Here is a 17,963-nt window from a genome sequence, read left to right on the forward strand (position 1 = left end):
CAATTCCCATGGCTGTGCAGAAATCCCGCGTCACCCCGTCCCGTCGTGGCATGCGTCGCGCGCACGACAAGCTGAGCGCCAAGCTGCTGTCGACCGACCAGACGACGGGTGAGACCCATATTCGTCATCACATCACCGCCGACGGTTACTACCGTGGCAAGCAGGTGATCCAGCCGAAGACGCGCGTCGTCGAGGAAGATTGATCCTCGCTGCCCGCCAGGTTGACGGCGGGCGCACGATGCACCGGGCGCAGCCTCCGTCCCTGACGGGCGGCTGCGTCTGCCGTCGGCAGGGATGCCGCTTTCCGATGACGCGCTCAGCGCGAGGGCCGCTCCGCAGATGACCAGCGAACGCATCTATTCCCGCATTGCCGGCACCGGCAGTTACCTGCCCGAGAAAGTGCTGACCAACGACGACCTCGCGAAGTTCGTCGACACCAGCGACGAATGGATCGCGTCCCGCACCGGCATCCGCGAGCGACACATCGCCGCCGAAGGCGAGACGACCAGCGATCTGGCCTTCCATGCCGCCACGCGCGCAATGGAAGCCGCGGGCGTATCGGCGTCCGAGATCGATCTGATCATCGTCGGCACCACCACGCCGGACATCATTTTTCCGTCCACGGCCTGCCTGTTGCAGGCGCGGCTGGGCGCCAACGGCTGCGGCGCGTTCGACGTCAACGCGGCATGTTCGGGCTTTCTCTACGCGTTCTCGATCGCCGACAAGTTCATCAAGTCGGGCGATGCGAAGACCGTGCTGGTGGTCGGCGCCGAGACGCTGACCCGCATGGTCAACTGGAGCGAGCGCACCACCGCCGTGCTGTTCGGCGACGGCGCCGGCGCCGTCGTGCTCAAGGCCGATACCGAGACCGGCATCCTCAGCACCCATCTGCACGCCGACGGCGCCAAGAAGGAACTGCTGTGGAATCCGGTCGGCGTGTCCGCCGGCTTCCGCGACGACCAGCCCAATGCGGGCGTGCGCATCCAGATGGCCGGCAGCGACGTCTTCAAGTACGCGGTCAAGGCGCTGGATTCGGTGGTCGAGGAAACGCTGCTGGCGAATGGTCTCGATCGCCACGACATCGACTGGCTGATTCCGCACCAAGCCAACCTGCGCATCATCGAAGCCACGGCCAAGCGCCTGGACATGCCGATGGATCGCGTCGTGGTCACGGTCGACAAGCACGGCAACACCTCGTCCGGTTCGGTGCCGCTGGCACTCGACGAGGCCGTGCGTTCCGGTCGCGTGCAGCGCGGCCAATTGCTGCTGCTCGAAGCCTTCGGCGGCGGCTTTACCTGGGGTTCGGCGCTGCTGCGCTATTGAGTCCCGCGTGCGGGGGCGGTCGGCCCCGCAGCTGATTCCATTTCGCGGACTTCGCGTCCGCACGACACGGAGGCTCCCGCATGGGCGTCGAATCCATCGTCGTGGCCGGGCGTGACGCCTGGCTCAAGGCATATGCCGACGGCGACAGCCGCAAGTTCGGCCTCGGCATCCTCGATGCGATCGCGCGCGGGCTCGACATCGACGCGCTGCGTCCGCCGCCGCATCCCGGTGGCGGCGAAGCCAAGCAGATCGAAGCACGCCGCCTGGCCGAACTCGACGCGCAAGGCGTGCGCGTGCCACGCGTGCTCGGCGAAGGCGCCTCCACGCTGCTGCTGAGCAATCTGGGCGATACCTTCGCCGCGCAACTGCGCGCTGCCGATGGCGATGTCGCGCGCATCGATGCATTGACGACGGCGGTGATCGACGCGATCGCCGATGCGCATGCGCGTGGTGCGTATTTCGGGCAACCGCTGCCGCGCAACATCACGCTCGACGACAGTGGCCGCGTGGGCTTCATCGATTTCGAGGAAGACCCGCTCGAAGTGATGTCGTTGCCGCAGGCGCAGGCCCGCGACTGGCTGATGTTCGCGTTCGGCATGGCGAAGTACTACGACGGCCGCACCGATACGCTCGCCGACATGCTCTCGCGGGTGATGCAGCGCGAGCCGGAAGTCGCCGCGCACGCGGGCCGCGTGGGGCGCCTGAAGGGCTTCGCGCAGCGCATCGGCTGGCTCGGGCGGTCCGCGCGCCACGTCGCGCATTCGATCCTCGTCGTGCGCGCGGCGACGCTGCTGCCGATGCTGCTCGTCGTCGCCGTGCTGTGGGACTGGCTCGACGATGGCGAGATCGAACTGCTGCGGATGATGTTCTGAGCGGCCGCCGCGCATCGCCCGCATACGCCCCGGTACAGACAATGTCGCGGCTTCGCACTTATCATCGCCTCCGGTTTTGAGGCTGGAAATACGCGTGACTGCATCGCAACTCGCATTCGTCTTCCCGGGGCAGGGCTCGCAGTCGCTGGGCATGCTCGGCGATCTCGCCGCGCGCCATCCGGTGGTCGTCGAGGCATTCGCCGAAGCCTCCGAAGGCGCGGGCGTCGATCTGTGGGCGCTGTCGCAGCAGGGCCCCGAGGCCCAGCTCAACCAGACCGAGTTCACCCAGCCCGCATTGCTGGCCGCCGGTGTCGCCGTGTGGCGCGCGTGGCAGCAGCACGACGGCGCTGCGCCGGCCGCGCTGGCCGGTCACAGTCTCGGCGAATACACCGCGCTGGTCGCGGCCGGCGCGCTCTCGCTGGGTGATGCCGCGAAGCTGGTGCGTCTGCGTGGCCAGCTGATGCAGAGCGCCGCGCCGGCGGGCACCGGTGCGATGGCCGCGGTCATCGGCGCCGAAGATGCGCTGGTCAGCGAAGTCTGCCGCGATGCGTCTCAAGACGGCAGCGTCGTCGTGCCGGCCAATTTCAATTCGCCCGGCCAGATCGTCATCGGCGGGCATGCCGCGGCGGTGGATCGTGCGATCGCACTGCTCGGCGAACGTGGCGTGCGCAAGGTCGTGAAGCTGGCGGTCAGCGTGCCTTCGCACACGCCGCTGATGCGCGAGGCTGCGGATCGGCTGGCGGAATCGATGGGCGCGGTCGCCTGGCACACGCCGTCGCTGCCGGTGGTGCAGAACGTCGATGCGACGGTGCACGAGAGTGTCGATTCAATTCGCGATGCGCTGGTGCGCCAGCTGTATCTGCCGGTGCAGTGGACGCGTTGCGTCGAAGCGCTGTCGGCACGCGGCGTGACGCGCATCACCGAGTGCGGCCCTGGCAAGGTGCTGACCGGTCTGGTCAAGCGCATCGACAAGTCTATCGAGGCCCGCGCGCTCGCCGCGCCGGACGATTTCGACGCCGCGCTGGCAGACTGGAAGGTCTGAACCCGGCGAAAGGACGCGGATCGGCGCACACTGCAGGCAGTGGTTGCGGCCGATGCCTGCGTCGTTCGATCTTCGCCGTCACACACGCCCCTATGGAGTTCTCATGAGCGCACCTCTTTCCGGCGAGATCGTTCTCGTCACCGGCGCAAGCCGCGGCATCGGTGCCGCGATTGCCGACACGCTGGCCGCGCAGGGCGCGACCGTGATCGGGACTGCGACCAGCGACGCCGGCGCAGCGAAGATCGGCGAGCGCCTGTCCGCGCACGGCGGCCATGGCCGCGTGCTGGATGTCTCGCAGCCGGGCACGATCGAAGCACTGGTTGAATCGATCACCACCGAGTTCGGCGCGATCTCGATCCTCGTCAACAATGCCGGCATCACTCGCGACAATCTGCTGATGCGCATGAAGGACGAGGACTGGCAGGCCATCCTCGACACCAATCTGACCAGCGTGTACCGCAGCTCGAAGGCGGTGATGCGCGGCATGATGAAGGCGCGGAAGGGTCGCATCATCAACATCGCATCGGTGATAGGCGTGACCGGTAATGCGGGCCAGGCGAACTACGCCGCGGCCAAAGCCGGCATCATTGCTTTCAGCAAATCGCTGGCGAAGGAAATCGGCTCGCGCGGCGTCACCGTCAACGTGGTCGCGCCCGGCTTCATCGCCACCGACATGACCCGCGATCTGCCGGAAGAATCCAAGGCCGCATTGACCGAACGCATCGCGCTCGGCCGTCTCGGCGAGCCGGACGACATCGCGCAAGCGGTGGCCTTCCTCGCCGGTCCGTCGGCGGCTTACATCACCGGCGAAACCCTGCACGTCAACGGCGGCATGTACATGCCCTGAGAGGGGCGGCGTCGACACTTCAATTCCGAGGGCAAGCCGTTGAATGGCAAGGGCTTTGATGGTGGTGCGCCCATCGCCCGGCTTTCCCTTACACTATCCACCGAAAATCGCCTCCCCGGAGCAGACTACCCATGAGCAACATCGAAGAGCGCGTCAAGAAGATTGTCATCGAGCAGCTGGGCGTCAAGGAAGAAGAAGTCAGCAACAGCGCTTCCTTCGTCGACGACCTCGGTGCCGATTCCCTCGACACCGTCGAGCTGGTGATGGCGCTGGAAGAAGAGTTCGAGTGCGAGATTCCGGACGAAGAAGCCGAGAAGATCACCTCGGTGCAGCAGGCGATCGACTACGTCAAGACGCACGCCAAGGGCTGATGCCCGCGTCCGCGCCCACGGTTCGATCCGATGGGCGTGTGACTGGTCCGGCCGCGATGCGGCCGGGCAGACAGGTTCCAGCACGAGGCCGCGTTGCGGCCTCGTGCGTATTGGCGGCGACCAACCGCGCCGCCACCGACTTCTCAGGAGTTGAACAATGGCCAAGCGCCGCGTCGTCATCACGGGCATCGGCATTCTCTCGCCGCTGGGCAACGATCTGGCTTCGAGCTGGGACGGCATCGTCAACGGCCGGTCGGGCATCGGCCCGATCACCCATTTCGACCCGACCCATTTCGCCACGCGCATCGCGGGCGAGGTGAAGGGCTTCGACGCGACCCAGTGGATCGCGCCGAAAGACGTCAAGAAGATGGATCCCTTCGTGCACTACGGCGTCGCCGGCGGCCTGATGGCGATCGCCGACGCGGGCATCGACGTGCGTGAATCCGACGCCGAGCGCATCGGCGTGGCGATCGGCGCGGGCATCGGTGGCCTCAAGGGCATCGAAGAGACCGCGATCAAGTATGCCGAGGGCGGCCCGCGCAAGATATCGCCGTTCTACGTGCCCAGCACGATCATCAACATGATCTCCGGCCAGGTCTCGATCATGACCGGCGCCAAGGGCCCGAACATCGCGGCAGTGACCGCGTGCACCACCGGCACGCACAACATCGGTCTGGCGATGCGCATGATCCAGTACGGCGACGCGGACGTGATGATCGCCGGCGGCGCCGAGTTCGCGACCACGCCGACCTCGGTCGGTGGCTTCTGCTCGATGAAAGCGATGTCGACCCGCAACGACGATCCGACCGGCGCCTCGCGTCCGTGGGACATCGAGCGCGACGGCTTCGTCATGGGCGACGGCGCAGGCGTGCTGGTGCTCGAGGAATACGAGCGCGCGAAGGCACGTGGCGCGCGCATCTATGCCGAGCTCGCGGGCTTCGGCATGAGCGGCGACGCGTTCCACATGACCTCGCCCAGCGAGAACGGCGAGGGCGGCGGTCGCTGCATGCGCGCCGCGATCGACGACGCCGGCATCGATCCCTCGCAGATCGGCTACATCAACGCGCACGGCACTTCGACGCCGGCCGGCGATGTCGCCGAGACGATGGGCATCAAGGGCGTGCTCGGCGCGCATGCGTCGAAGGTGATGGTCAGCTCGACGAAGTCGATGACCGGCCACCTGCTGGGCGCGGCCGGCGGCATCGAGGCCGTGTTCTCGGCGATGGCGCTGCACACCGGCATCATCCCGCCGACGATCAACCTGCACACGCCGGGCGAAGGCTGCGATCTCGACTATGTGCCGCTCACCGCGCGCGAGCACCAGGTCGAATACGTCATGTCGAACTCGTTCGGCTTCGGCGGCACCAACGGCACGCTGGTGTTCCGCAAAGTCTGACGGCGACGTTGGATCGGCGAGAAGAAAAAGGCCCGCGCAAGCGGGCCTTTTTTGGTGGGTAGCGGTGAGTCGGCCGAGTCTGCTTTTCCATCGTTCCAGCGGCTTTCAGCACACGAAATGCCTGGTCACGCTGGGACCCATTTTGATTTTTGCTTCTGCTGCACGCGCATCGCACTGAAGCGAGCAGTCCGATCAACGATCAGTTTTCGCGAAGATCAAAATGGGCCCCAGCGTGCGCTGGGGGGACGACGGTAAGGCAGGTCGCGCTCGCTCAGCCCCGCTTCCACCGCACACCCTGGGGCGTGTCTTCGAGCACGATTTGCTCGGCGGCGAGCTGGTCGCGGATCGCATCGGCGCGGGCGAAGTCGCGGGCCCGCTTGGCGGCGATGCGTTCGTCGATCAGCGCCTGGATGCGCGTGTCGTCGTCGTCGCTGGCGCCGCGGGCGAACCAGTCGGCTGGCGCCTGCTGCAGCAGGCCCAGCGCGAGGCCGGCGCCGAGCAGGTCCGCCTTGAGCGTCGCGCGCGTGGCGTCGTCGGTGGCCTTGCGTGCATCACCGGCGATGCGCGCGACCTCGGCCAGCGCGGCCGGCGTGTTGAGATCCTCGTCCAGCACGGCTTCGATGCTGTCGGGGATCCGCGCCTCTGCTTCGACATCCGCTAGATCACGCAGGGTGCCGTACAGCCGATCCAGCGTGCGTACCGATTGTTCGATCAGCGCATCCGACCAGTCGAGCGGCTGACGGTAGTGCGCCGAGAGCAGGGCATAGCGCAGTGCCTCGGGTGCATGCGTCTGCACCAGGTCGTGCACGCGCTCGATATTGCCGATCGACTTGGACATCTTGCTGCCGGCGAAAGTCAGCATGCCGTTGTGCAGCCAGACGTTCGCGAACGGCGCACCGCCATGGGCGCACTCGCTCTGCGCGATCTCGTTCTCGTGATGCGGGAACTGCAGGTCGACGCCGCCGGCGTGGATGTCGATCGTCTCGCCGAGATGCGCGGCGGCCATCGCCGAACATTCGATGTGCCAGCCGGGCCGGCCGACGCCCCACGGTGACTCCCAACCGGGGAGATCATCCGTCGACGGCTTCCACAGCACGAAATCGCCGGCATCGCGCTTGTACGGTGCGACCTCGATGCGGGCACCGGCGATCATGTCGTCGGTGTCGCGGCGCGAAAGCTTGCCGTAGCCGTCGAAGCTGCCGACCGCGAACAGCACGTGACCTTCCGCCGCATAGGCGTGGCCGCTGTCGATCAGGCGCTCGATCATTGCGATGATCTCGCCGATGTGCGCGGTCGCGGCCGGTTCGATGTCCGGCGGGGCGATGCCCAGCGCGGCCATGTCCTCGCGATAGGCGGCGGCAAAGCGGTCCGTGATCGTCGAAATCGGCACGCCCTGGTCGCGCGCGGCGGCGTTGATCTTGTCGTCGACGTCGGTGATGTTGCGCGCGTACTTCAACGCACCGAAACGGCGCCGCAGCAGGTCGGCCAGTACGCCGAACACCACCGGACCACGGGCATTGCCGATGTGGACGTAGTTGTAGACCGTCGGGCCGCAGACGTACATCGTCGGGCACGCGGGATCGAGGGGCGCGAACGGTTCGAGGCGGCGGGTCAGGCTGTTGTAGAGATGCAGGGACATGGCGGGCTCGCCGGAATAACCGGACGATTCTAACGGCGCTCGCCGCGTCTTGCTGCCCCAGGCACTGCGCGGCCCGCGAGCCGCATCGCAGCGGGCCCGACGCGTGTTCACGACAGCATCGATTCAGCCCCCGCGGGTGGGCGCGGCCTACACTGCATCGGTGTCGATCGCGCTCCGAAGCCACCCTCGTGCGAATCCCGCGCTGCCTGTCCTGGCGGTGCTGTTCGTCTGTGCGTGTCCGGCGTTCGCACAGAGCCCGCCGCCGGCGCCCGAGAACGCGCGCCTCGAGTACGCGCAGGTGCTGCGGGCCGAGCCTGTCTACCAGACCCTGCGCGCGACCAGCATGGTCGAGCGTTGCGAAGCCGCCACGCCGGTCGCGGAGGAACAGCGGCGCGGTGTCGCGCGCTGGGTCGGCGCGGTGAAGGACGTGCTGCGTTCCGAGGACGACCGGGTCGATGAGACCGACCGCTCCGCCGGCGGCGACTGTCGGATGGTGCCTATCGAGCGCGAGTTCCGCCGGCCGATCGCCTACGACGTCGACTACGTGCACAAGGGCGTCAAGTACCGCTCGCGGCTGCCATACGACCCGGGCAACCGCTTGCGCGTGCGCGTGTCGGTGACGCCGATCGTGCCGCCGGCCGGCGAGCGTTGAACATCGCGTCAGCCGCTGTTGCAGTGCAGCGCTTCGCGTGCGAGGATTCGCGCCTCATGAACGCCCTGCGCGCCAACGCCGACATCCTTACCTCCGCCCGTATGGCGTCGGGGATGACCTCGCGTGCCCGCCGACCGGAAGCCCACATCCTCCCGGGCTAGTCGGAACGTCGTTCGCGTATGCGTGCTGTTCTGCAGAAAACCCGGCCGATGCCGGGTTTTTTCGTTTCCGAAACACCGGTTTCATCGATCCATCCGATCCTTACCTCCATCGCCTCCACGAGATTTCCACCGATGACCGCGATCCGACACTTCCTCAACACGCAGGACTGGTCCCGTCCCGACCTCGACGCCCTGCTGGCCGATGCCGCGCAATTCAAGCGCGAGAAGCTCGGCGACGCGCTCAAGGGCCGGTCGATCGCGCTGGTGTTCTTCAATCCGTCGATGCGCACGCGCACCAGCTTCGAGCTCGGCGCCTTCCAGCTCGGCGGTCACGCCATCGTGTTGCAGCCGGGCAAGGACGCGTGGCCGATCGAATTCGATCTGGGCACGGTGATGGACGGCGACACCGAGGAGCACGTGGCCGAGGTCGCGCGCGTGCTCGGCCGCTACGTCGACATGATCGGCGTGCGCGCGTTCCCGAAGTTCGTCGACTGGTCGGTCGATCGCGAAGACAAGGTGCTCAGGGCATTCGCGCAGTACTCGCCGGTGCCGGTCATCAACATGGAGACCATCACCCATCCCTGCCAGGAGCTGGCCCACGCGCTGGCGCTGCAGGAGCACTTCGGCACTGCGGATCTGCGCGGCAAGAAGTACGTGCTGACCTGGACCTATCACCCAAAGCCGCTCAACACCGCGGTCGCGAATTCCGCGCTGACCATCGCCACGCGCATGGGCATGGACGTGACCCTGCTGTGCCCGACGCCGGACTATGTGCTTGACCAGCGCTACATGGACTGGGCGGCGCAGAACGTCGCCGAGAGTGGCGGCTCGCTCGCTGTCAGCCACGACATCGACAGCGCCTACGCCGGCGCCGACGTGGTCTATGCCAAGAGCTGGGGCGCGCTGCCGTTCTTCGGCAACTGGGCGCCCGAAAAGCCGATCCGCGACCAGTACCAGCACTTCATCGTCGACGAGCGGAAGATGGCGCTGACCAACAACGGCGTGTTCTCGCACTGCTTGCCGCTGCGCCGCAACGTCAAGGCGACCGACGCGGTGATGGATTCGCCCAACTGCATCGCCATCGACGAAGCCGAGAACCGCCTGCACGTGCAGAAGGCGGTCATGGCGACCCTGATGCGCTGACGCGCGCCGCACTTCATCCGAATTCTTTTCCGCATCTCCACGGACAACTCCATGACCAGCGCCCACACTTCCCGCGACATCGTCCTCGCCTTCTCCGGCGGCCTCGACACCAGTTTCTGCGTGCCTTATCTGAAGGAACAGGGCTGGACCGTCCACACTGTGTTCGCCGACACCGGCGGCGTCGATGCCGAAGAGCGTGCCTTTATCGAACAGCGTGCGGCCGAACTCGGCGTCGCCAGCCACGTCACCGTCGATGGCGGCCCCGCGATCTGGGACGGTTTCGTCAAGCCGTTCGTCTGGGCCGGCGAGGCTTATCAGGGCCAGTACCCGCTGCTGGTGTCGGACCGTTATCTGATCGTCGATGCCGCGCTCGCGCGCGCCGCCGAACTCGGCACCAACGCGATCGCGCACGGCTGCACCGGCATGGGCAATGACCAGGTGCGGTTCGACTTGGCGGTGAAGGCGCAGGGCGAGTACCGCATCGTGGCGCCGATCCGCGAAATCCAGAAGGAACACACGCAGACGCGTGCCTACGAGCAGGCGTATCTGGAAGAGCGCGGCTTCGGCGTGCGCGCCAAGCAGCAGGCCTACACGATCAACGAGAACCTGCTGGGCCTGACGATGTCCGGCGGCGAGATCGACCGCTGGGAAGCGCCGGGCGAGGGTGCCCGTGGCTGGTGTGCGCCGCGTGCCGAATGGCCGGAAGCGCCGCTGCAGGTCAAGGTCCGGTTCGAGCAGGGCACGGCGGTCGCGCTCGATGGCGAAACGCTGCCGGGCGCCCAGATCCTGGCGAAGCTCAACGCCCTGTTCGCACCCTACGGTGTGGGCCGCGGCGTCTACACCGGCGACACCGTGATCGGTCTCAAGGGCCGCATCGTGTATGAAGCGCCGGGCCTGATCTCGCTGCTCGCCGCGCATCGCGCGCTCGAAGACACCGTGCTGACCAAGCAGCAGAACCGCTTCAAGCCGGAAGTCGCGCGCAAGTGGACCGAGCTGGTCTACGAAGGCTTCTTCCACGATCCGCTCAAGGCCGACATCGAAGCCTTCCTCGCATCCTCGCAGGCCAAGGTGACCGGTGAAGTGGTGCTGGAAACCCGCGGCGGCCGCGTCGACGCGGTGGCGGTGACCTCGCCGCACATCCTCAACGCCAAGGGCGCGACCTACGCGCAGTCCGCGGACTGGGGCGTCGAGGAGGCCGAGGGTTTCATCAAGCTGTTCGGCATGAGCTCGACGCTGTACGCGCAGGTCAATCGCTGAATGTCGAGCCCCTCTCCCTCGGGGAGAGGGGTTGGGGTGAGGGCCGCGCAATCCGGTTGCATCTTGCGAGGTTCCGTCCCTCATCCGCCCCTTTGGGGCACCTTCTACCCCCGAGGGCACGTTGTCCCACAGGGAGAAGGATTCATTCGTACAGAGCTTCATGACGCCATGAACGATCTTCTCGCCCAAACCCTCGATCATCTCGAACAGCTGGTGTCCTTCGACACCCGCAATCCGCCACGTGCGATCCAGGCCGAGGGCGGGATCTTCGATTACATCCGCAGCCGGCTGCCGGGCTTCGATGTCGAAGTGATCGATCACGGCGACGGCGCGGTGAGCCTGTTCGCGGTGCGCGGTACGCCGACGGTGCTGTTCAACGTGCATCTGGACACGGTGCCCGATTCGCCCGACTGGAGCGCCGATCCGCATGTGATGCGGCGGCTCGACGATCGCGTGGTCGGCCTCGGCGTCTGCGACATCAAGGGCGCGGCGGCAGCGCTGATCGCAGCGGCCAATGCCGGCGACGGCGACGCGGCGTTCCTGTTTTCCTCGGATGAGGAAGCCAACGATCCGCGGTGCATCGCCGCGTTCCTCGCGCGCGGTCTGCAGTTCGAAGCCGTGCTGGTTGCCGAGCCGACGCAGTGCGAAGCGGTGCTCGCGCATCGCGGCATCAGCTCGGTGCTGATGCGCTTCGCCGGAACCGCGGGACACGCTTCGGGCAAGCAGGATCCGGCGGCGAGCGCATTGCACCAGGCGATGCGCTGGGGCGGCCGTGCCCTCGATCATGTCGAATCCTTGGCGCACGCGCGCTTCGGTGGCCTGACCGGTCTGCGCTTCAACATCGGCCGGGTGGAAGGCGGCATCAAGGCCAACATGATCGCGCCGGCCGCCGAGCTGCGCTTCGGCTTCCGGCCGTTGCCGTCGATGGACATAGACGACCTGCTGCAGACGTTCTCCGGATTTGCGCAGCCCGATGCGGCGCATTTCGAGGAAACCTTCCGCGGACCGAGCCTGCCGTCGGGTGATATCGACCGCGCCGAAGACCGCCGTCTCGCCGCGCGCGACATCGCAGATGCCTTCGACCTGCCGATCGGCAACGCCGTCGATTTCTGGACCGAGGCCTCGTTGTTCTCCGCCGGTGGTTACACCGCGCTGGTCTACGGCCCGGGCGACATCGCCCAGGCGCACACCGGCGACGAGTTCGTGACGCTCGAACAACTGCAGCGTTACGCCGATTCAGTGCACCGGATCATCAACGGCTATCGCTGAGCAACTTCCGCATCGCCCGCTTTTCACGCGTCATCCCACGCCCAACCGATTGCAGCCCGTGAACATTCCCGCGACCCATGTCCAGACCCGTCAGACCATCGTGCGCCTGCTTTCGAGCATGGCCAGCGCGAAGGAAATCAGCCAGTACCTCAAGCGCTTTTCGCAGCTCGATGCCAAGCGCTTCGCCGTGGTCAAGGTCGGCGGCGCGGTGCTGCGCGACGAACTCGACGATCTGACGTCCTCGCTGTCGTTCCTGCAGGAGGTCGGCCTGACGCCGATCGTGCTGCATGGCGCCGGTCCGCAGCTCGACGCCGAGCTCGCCGCCGCCGGCATCGAGAAGCAGACCGTCGGCGGTCTGCGGGTCACCACGCCAGAGGCGCTGGCCATCGTGCGCCGCGTGTTCCAGGCCGCGAACCTGCGCCTGGTCGAAGCCCTGCAGCGCAACGGCGCGCGTGCGACGTCGATCACCGGCGGCGTGTTCGAGGCGACGTATCTCGACCAGAGCACGTATGGCCTGGTCGGTGAAGTGAGCGCCGTGAATCTCGCGCCGATCGAAGCCAGCCTGCAGGCCGGCTCGATCCCGGTGATCACGAGCCTGGGCGAAACCGCCGCGGGGCAGATCCTCAACATCAACGCAGACTTCGCCGCCAACGAACTGGTGCGCGAACTGCAGCCCTACAAGATCATCTTCCTCACCGGCACCGGCGGTCTGCTCGATGCCGACGGCAAGGTCATCGATTCGATCAACCTGTCGACCGAGTACGACCACCTGATCCAGCAGCCGTGGATCCACGGCGGCATGAAGGTCAAGATCGAGCAGATCAAGGCGCTGCTCGAAGGTCTGCCGATGGCCTCGTCGGTGTCGATCACGCGGCCGGCCGATCTGGCCAAGGAACTGTTCACGCACAAGGGATCCGGCACGCTGGTGCGTCGCGGCGAGCAGGTGCTGCGCGTGACCGACTGGTCGGAACTCGATCTCGAACGGCTGAAGTCGCTGATCGAATCGAGCTTCGGCCGTGAACTCGCCCCAGACTATTTCGAACGCACGCCGCTGCTGCGCGCCTACGTCAGCGAGAACTACCGCGCCGCGGTGATCCTGACCGAAGGCGAGGGCACGGTGTATCTGGACAAGTTCGCCGTGCTCGACGACGCGCAGGGCGAGGGTCTCGGCCGCGCGGTGTGGAACGTGATGCGCGACGAGACGCCGCAGCTGTTCTGGCGCTCGCGCCACCACAACCAGGTCAACATCTTCTATTACGCCGAGTCCGACGGCTGCATCAAGCAGGAGAAGTGGAAGGTGTTCTGGTACGGCCTCGACGGCTTCGAGCAGATCCAGCGCTGCGTCGCGCATTGTGCGACGCGTCCGCCGACGCTGGTGGGCTGAGTGGGCGAACGCGCCGCCGACGCTGCGTGGACACGGACGCCGACCCTGACCGGTCGTCACGTCTCGCTGGTAACGCTTGCGCCCGCGCATGCGGACGCGCTCGCGAACGTCACGCGCGACAGCGGTCTGCACACGGCGTGGTACACGAACGTGCCCGCGCCGGACGACGTGCCGCGCTACATCGACAAGGCGCTCGAGGCGCAGGCGGCCGGCGAGGCGCTCGCGTTCGCGGTGCTGGACGCCGACGGCAGCGTCGTCGGCAGTACGCGCTTCTATGATCTCGACGCCGCGGTGCCCAACCTCAAGATCGGCTACACCTGGTACGCACCGCGCGTGCAGCGCACCGCTCTCAACACCGAAGCCAAGCTGCTGCTGTTCACGCACGCCTTCGATGTGCTCGGTTGCGCGTCGGTAGCGTTCGAGACCAGCTGGTTCAATCACACCTCACGCGCGGCCATCGCGCGCCTGGGCGCGAAACAGGATGGCGTGCTGCGCCATCACAAGCGGCATGCCGACGGCTCTCTGCGCGACACCGTGGTGTTTTCGGTGATCGACGCGGAATGGCCGGCGGTGCGTCGCCATCTGCGATTCAAACTCGACACGTTCAAGCCGGACAGCCCTCCATGAGCACATCTCCCTTCCGCCTCGGCATCGTCGGCGCGCGCGGCCATACCGGCCAGGAACTGATCCGCCTCGTCGCCGCGCATCCGGGCCTCGAACTCGCGTTCGTGTCCTCGCGTGAGCTCGACGGCCAGCGCGTCGCCGATCACACCGACGGCTTCGCGGGCGAGCTGCGCTTCGAAAGCCTCGATGCCGATGCGGTCGCCGCGAAGGGTGTCGATGCGGTGATTCTCGCGCTGCCCAACGGCAAGGCCGCGCCGTTCGTCGCCGCGATCGACGCCGCGAAGCCGGACACGCTGATCGTCGATCTGTCGGCCGATTACCGCTTCGAGGCCGGCTGGTATTACGGGTTGCCGGAGCTGACGCGTGCGCGGTACGCCGGCCAGCGCCGGATCAGCAATCCCGGCTGCTACGCGACCGCGATGCAGCTGGCGATCGCGCCGCTTGCCGAGCATCTCGCCGGCCCGCCGCAGTGCTTCGGCGTGTCGGGCTACTCGGGTGCGGGCACTATGCCGTCGGACAAGAACGACACCGCGCTGCTGGCCGACAACCTGATGCCCTACGCGCTGACCAACCACGTGCACGAGCGCGAGGTGTCGAAGCAGCTGTCGTTGCCGGTCGAGTTCATGCCGCACGTCGCGCCGCATTTCCGCGGCATCACGATGACGGTCAACCTGTGGCTCTCAGCGCCGATGTCGCGCGACGCGGTCAAGGCGCTGTTCGATGCGCGCTACGCCGACGCGCCGCTGGTCGAAGTCATCGACGACGCGCCCTGGGTCAGCCATATCGCCGGCCGCCACGGCGCGCAGATAGGTGCGTTCACGATGGCGCCGGGCAATGGTCGCGTCGTCGTCGTGGCGACGCTCGACAACCTGCTCAAGGGCGCGGCGACACAGGCGATGCAGAACCTCAACCTCGCGCTGGGCTTCGACGAGCTGACGTCGATCCCGCATTGATTCCCGGGCGGCGCGTACGACCGCCCGCTACCAGTAAAGCTGCATCGCGCGCGAGCGCGCTCCTCCAGATCCCGCAAGGACACCGACATGAGCACTCTCCTCTGGCAGAAGCCTGGCGTCGCCGTCGACACGCAGATCCAGGCGTTTCTCGCCGGTGACGACGTGATCCTCGACCGCGAGTTCTTCCTGCACGACATCGCCGCGAGCACCGCCCATGCCGAAGGCCTGCAGCGCGTCGGCATCCTCTCGATCGACGAGCTCGACGGGCTGAAGCGTGAACTCGCCACACTGGCCGACGATTTCCGCAGCGGCGCCTTCGTACTCGACGAACGCTTCGAAGATGGTCATTCCGCGATCGAAGACCGGCTGACCGAACGCCTCGGCGATGCCGGTCGCCGCATCCACACCGGCCGCAGCCGCAACGACCAGGTGCTGGTCGCCACGCGCCTGTGGTTGAAGGAGAAGCTCGCGCGTCTGGCTGCGTTGTCGCGCGAGATCGCCAAGGTCGCGCTCGATCGCGCCGAAGCCGAGTGCGAGCTGCCGATTCCCGGCTACACCCACATCCAGCGCGCCGTGCTCTCGTCGGGCGGCATGTGGTGGTCGGGCTGGGCCGAGGCCTTCATCGACGACGCGGTGCGCGCGCAGGACACGCTCGCGCTGATCGATTGCAATCCGCTCGGCACCGCGGCCGGCTATGGCGTGAATCTCGCGCTCGATCGCGACCACACGACCGCCGCACTCGGTTTTGCGCGGCTGCAGGTCTCGCCGGTCTACGCGCAGCTTTCGCGCGGCAAGTTCGAACTCGCCGCGCTCGAAGCCCTGGGCAGCGCGACGCTGGATCTGCGTCGCCTGGCCTGGGATCTCTCGCAGTTCACCAGCGCCGAGTACGGCTTCGTCGCTCTGCCGGCGCAGTACACGACCGGCAGCTCGATCATGCCGAACAAGCGCAATCCCGACGTCGTCGAACTGATGCGCGCCACGCACGCCAGCGTCGCCGCGGCGCGGACCGAGATCGAGCATCTGCTGTCGCTGCCGTCGGGCTACCACCGCGACCTGCAGAGTTCCAAGGGCGCGATCTTCCACGGTTTCGGTCGTGGACTCGCCGCGCTGGAGCTGTTGCCGGCGCTGCTGGCGAATCTGGAGTGGCGCGAAGACCGCCTGCGCGCCGCGGTCGATTCGGGCATGTACGCGACCGATGCCGCAGTCGAGGCCGCGATCGCCGGCGTGCCGTTCCGCGAGGCCTACAAGGCCGCCGCGCAGAGCGCCGACACGGCTGGGCAGGGCCGCACGCCGGAAGGCAGTCTCGCCGCGCGCACCTCGCCGGGCGGCGCCGCAGATCTGCGCCTTGACACGCTGCGCGCGCGCTGGGATGCGCTGGCGTGATGCGTGGTCTCTGACTAGAGCACTGACGACATGAAACGCTTCCTCGTCATCGCGATGCGCCGCCCGGACTTCGATGTGTCCGTCGTCGCGCCGCATCAGGCCTTCCTCGACGATCTTCGCGCGCGCGGCCTGCTGGACATGACCGGCGGCTTCGCAGACGGCACGGGCGGCGCGTATCTGCTGAGCGGAATCGCGACACTGGATGAAGCGCAGGCGATCGTCGCGGCCGACCCGTTGGCACTGCAGAATACGAGCGACCTCGTCGTCCACGAGTGGAACACCCGCTGAGCGCAGCCGACCGATGCACGTGCCCGACACCGATGCGTTTCCCGAGCAACCCTTACCGCCTTGGCGGCGCGCGGTGCTCAAGGTCGGCAGCAGTCTGCTGGCGGCCGATGGCGGCGGACTGTCGGCGCAACACGCCGAGGCGCTCGCCGGTTTCGTGCGCGCGAGCCACGCCGCGGGGCGCGAGATCGTCGTGGTGTCGTCGGGCGCTGTCGCGGCGGGCCGCGCGATCCTGCATGCCAATCCCGCGCCCGGCGCGCCGATGGCCGAGCGCCAGGCGTTGGCCGCACTGGGCCAGGCGCGGCTGACCGGCTTCTGGCAGGGCTTCTTCGAACGCCCAGTCGCGCAGGTGCTGCTGACCCACGATGACCTGCGCAACCGCCGCCGCTATCTCAACGCACGCGCGACGCTGACCGCGCTGCTGCGCCACGGTGCGCTGCCGGTGGTCAACGAGAACGACACGGTCTCGGTCGACGAACTGAAGCTCGGCGACAACGACAACCTCGCCGCGATCGTCGCCGCACTGGTGGATGCGGATGTGCTGTTCATCGCCACCGACATCAATGGCCTCTATGACGCGGACCCGCGCATCGAACCGCACGCGCGGCCGATGCCGGTCGTCGCGAAGATGAGTGCCTCGCTGCTGGCAGTCGCCGGCGGCGCCGGCAGCAGCGTCGGCACCGGCGGCATGCGCACCAAGCTCGAAGCCGCGCAGCGCGCCGCATCGGCCGGCGTTGCGACGGTGCTGTTCAACGGCCGCCGCGCCGATGTGCTCGACGGACTCGCGCACGATCGCCTGCGCGGCACCCGCATCCATCCGCTGCGCACGCGCATGGCGGCGCGCAAGCACTGGTTGCAGAACGCGCCGGCGGAGCCCGGCGCAATCCTCGTCGACAGCGGCGCTGCGAACGCGATGGTCGAGAAGGGCGCCTCGCTGCTGCCGGGCGGCGTGCTCGCCGCGGAAGGACAGTTCCGGCGCGGCGATCTGGTGTCGGTGGTGCTGCGCGACGGCGAAGCGCGCGAGCCGATCGCGCGAGGCGTGACGCAGTACTCCGCCGACGACATCCGCCGGCTCGCGCGGCGGCATTCGCGGGACATCGAGGCGACGCTGGGCTACAGCTACGGCGAGACCATCGTGCATCGGGATGATCTGGTGCTGGTGTAAAGGGGTTTTATCCAGTCCCTTGTCACCGTCATTCCGGCGAAGGCCGGAATCCAGCGACTTTCTATCCGCTTGACGGTAACTGGCAGCGCATAAGCCAAGACACTGGATTCCGGCTTGACCAGACATTCGTCTGTTGAAAGCCGCCGGAATGACGGTAGTTGTTGACGCGTGCGCTGATTGGATGGGCGCGGGCAGTT

18 protein-coding genes are annotated in these 17,963 nt (G+C 67.2%); 17 read left to right on the forward strand and 1 reads right to left on the reverse strand.

Going from position 1 to position 17,963, the window contains the following annotated elements; translation table 11 throughout:
* The first annotated feature begins 8 nt into the window (after positions 1-8).
* The 7 genes from rpmF (at position 9) to fabF (ending at position 5,851) form a co-directional block, all read left to right on the forward strand.
* On the forward strand, positions 9-203 hold the full coding sequence (gene rpmF / locus LU699_RS15685; protein ID WP_159679179.1) for a 50S ribosomal protein L32: 195 nt from the start codon (positions 9-11) through the stop codon (positions 201-203).
* Positions 204-339: 136 nt separating this feature from the next.
* Entirely contained in the window at positions 340-1,323 is a 984-nt protein-coding gene (locus tag LU699_RS15690; RefSeq protein WP_232135910.1) for a beta-ketoacyl-ACP synthase III, read from the forward strand.
* Between the two features lie 80 nt (positions 1,324-1,403).
* Complete coding sequence (locus tag LU699_RS15695; protein WP_232135909.1) at positions 1,404-2,195, forward strand: BUD32 family EKC/KEOPS complex subunit; 792 nt, start codon at positions 1,404-1,406, stop codon at positions 2,193-2,195.
* A gap of 94 nt (positions 2,196-2,289) precedes the next feature.
* Entirely contained in the window at positions 2,290-3,237 is a 948-nt protein-coding gene (fabD, locus tag LU699_RS15700) for an ACP S-malonyltransferase (RefSeq protein ID WP_232135908.1), read from the forward strand.
* Between the two features lie 103 nt (positions 3,238-3,340).
* The gene (gene fabG / locus LU699_RS15705) at positions 3,341-4,084 is read left to right on the forward strand and encodes a 3-oxoacyl-ACP reductase FabG (protein WP_232135907.1); all 744 of its coding nucleotides are present in this window, start codon (positions 3,341-3,343) and stop codon (positions 4,082-4,084) included.
* A 131-nt stretch (positions 4,085-4,215) separates the two neighbouring features.
* Complete coding sequence (gene acpP / locus LU699_RS15710; RefSeq protein ID WP_232135906.1) at positions 4,216-4,455, forward strand: acyl carrier protein; 240 nt, start codon at positions 4,216-4,218, stop codon at positions 4,453-4,455.
* Between the two features lie 157 nt (positions 4,456-4,612).
* Positions 4,613-5,851, forward strand: a complete 1,239-nt coding sequence (fabF, locus tag LU699_RS15715; RefSeq protein WP_232135905.1) for a beta-ketoacyl-ACP synthase II — start codon at positions 4,613-4,615, stop codon at positions 5,849-5,851.
* A gap of 271 nt (positions 5,852-6,122) precedes the next feature.
* Here fabF and cysS read toward each other — a convergent pair whose 3' ends face one another.
* Positions 6,123-7,490, reverse strand: coding sequence for a cysteine--tRNA ligase (cysS, locus tag LU699_RS15720; RefSeq protein WP_232135903.1), 1,368 nt, complete (start codon positions 7,488-7,490; stop codon positions 6,123-6,125).
* Between the two features lie 160 nt (positions 7,491-7,650).
* Between cysS and LU699_RS15725 the strand changes: the two genes are divergently transcribed.
* The 10 genes from LU699_RS15725 to proB all read left to right on the forward strand — a co-directional run bounded on the left by LU699_RS15725 (position 7,651) and on the right by proB (position 17,766).
* Positions 7,651-8,142, forward strand: coding sequence for a hypothetical protein (locus LU699_RS15725; RefSeq protein ID WP_232135902.1), 492 nt, complete (start codon positions 7,651-7,653; stop codon positions 8,140-8,142).
* 293 nt (positions 8,143-8,435) lie between these two features.
* Positions 8,436-9,446: an N-acetylornithine carbamoyltransferase gene (locus LU699_RS15730; protein WP_232135901.1), complete on the forward strand. Its 1,011-nt coding sequence runs from the start codon at positions 8,436-8,438 to the stop codon at positions 9,444-9,446.
* 51 nt (positions 9,447-9,497) lie between these two features.
* A complete protein-coding gene (locus LU699_RS15735; protein WP_232135900.1) occupies positions 9,498-10,703 on the forward strand; it encodes an argininosuccinate synthase in 1,206 nt (401 codons plus the stop codon).
* Between the two features lie 168 nt (positions 10,704-10,871).
* Complete coding sequence (locus LU699_RS15740; RefSeq protein WP_232135899.1) at positions 10,872-11,972, forward strand: acetylornithine deacetylase; 1,101 nt, start codon at positions 10,872-10,874, stop codon at positions 11,970-11,972.
* Between the two features lie 58 nt (positions 11,973-12,030).
* Positions 12,031-13,356 (forward strand): acetylglutamate kinase, encoded by a 1,326-nt coding sequence (locus tag LU699_RS15745; RefSeq protein WP_269781293.1) that lies wholly within the window; start codon positions 12,031-12,033, stop codon positions 13,354-13,356.
* The gene (locus LU699_RS15750) at positions 13,357-13,983 is read left to right on the forward strand and encodes a GNAT family N-acetyltransferase (RefSeq protein WP_232580274.1); all 627 of its coding nucleotides are present in this window, start codon (positions 13,357-13,359) and stop codon (positions 13,981-13,983) included. It begins immediately after the preceding gene.
* Positions 13,980-14,933: an N-acetyl-gamma-glutamyl-phosphate reductase gene (argC, locus tag LU699_RS15755; RefSeq protein WP_232135897.1), complete on the forward strand. Its 954-nt coding sequence runs from the start codon at positions 13,980-13,982 to the stop codon at positions 14,931-14,933. Before LU699_RS15750 ends, argC begins: the two co-directional genes overlap by 4 nt.
* Positions 14,934-15,020: 87 nt before the next feature.
* Positions 15,021-16,316 (forward strand): argininosuccinate lyase, encoded by a 1,296-nt coding sequence (gene argH, locus LU699_RS15760; RefSeq protein WP_232135896.1) that lies wholly within the window; start codon positions 15,021-15,023, stop codon positions 16,314-16,316.
* A 30-nt stretch (positions 16,317-16,346) separates the two neighbouring features.
* Positions 16,347-16,604 carry a YciI family protein gene (locus tag LU699_RS15765; protein ID WP_232135894.1) on the forward strand — a complete coding sequence of 86 codons (258 nt, stop codon included), beginning with the start codon at positions 16,347-16,349 and terminating at the stop codon, positions 16,602-16,604.
* Between the two features lie 13 nt (positions 16,605-16,617).
* Positions 16,618-17,766, forward strand: a complete 1,149-nt coding sequence (proB, locus tag LU699_RS15770) for a glutamate 5-kinase (RefSeq protein WP_232135892.1) — start codon at positions 16,618-16,620, stop codon at positions 17,764-17,766.
* Positions 17,767-17,963 lie beyond the last annotated feature (197 nt).

Source organism: Luteimonas fraxinea (genome assembly GCF_021233355.1).
GTDB classification, from domain to species: domain Bacteria; phylum Pseudomonadota; class Gammaproteobacteria; order Xanthomonadales; family Xanthomonadaceae; genus Luteimonas; species Luteimonas fraxinea.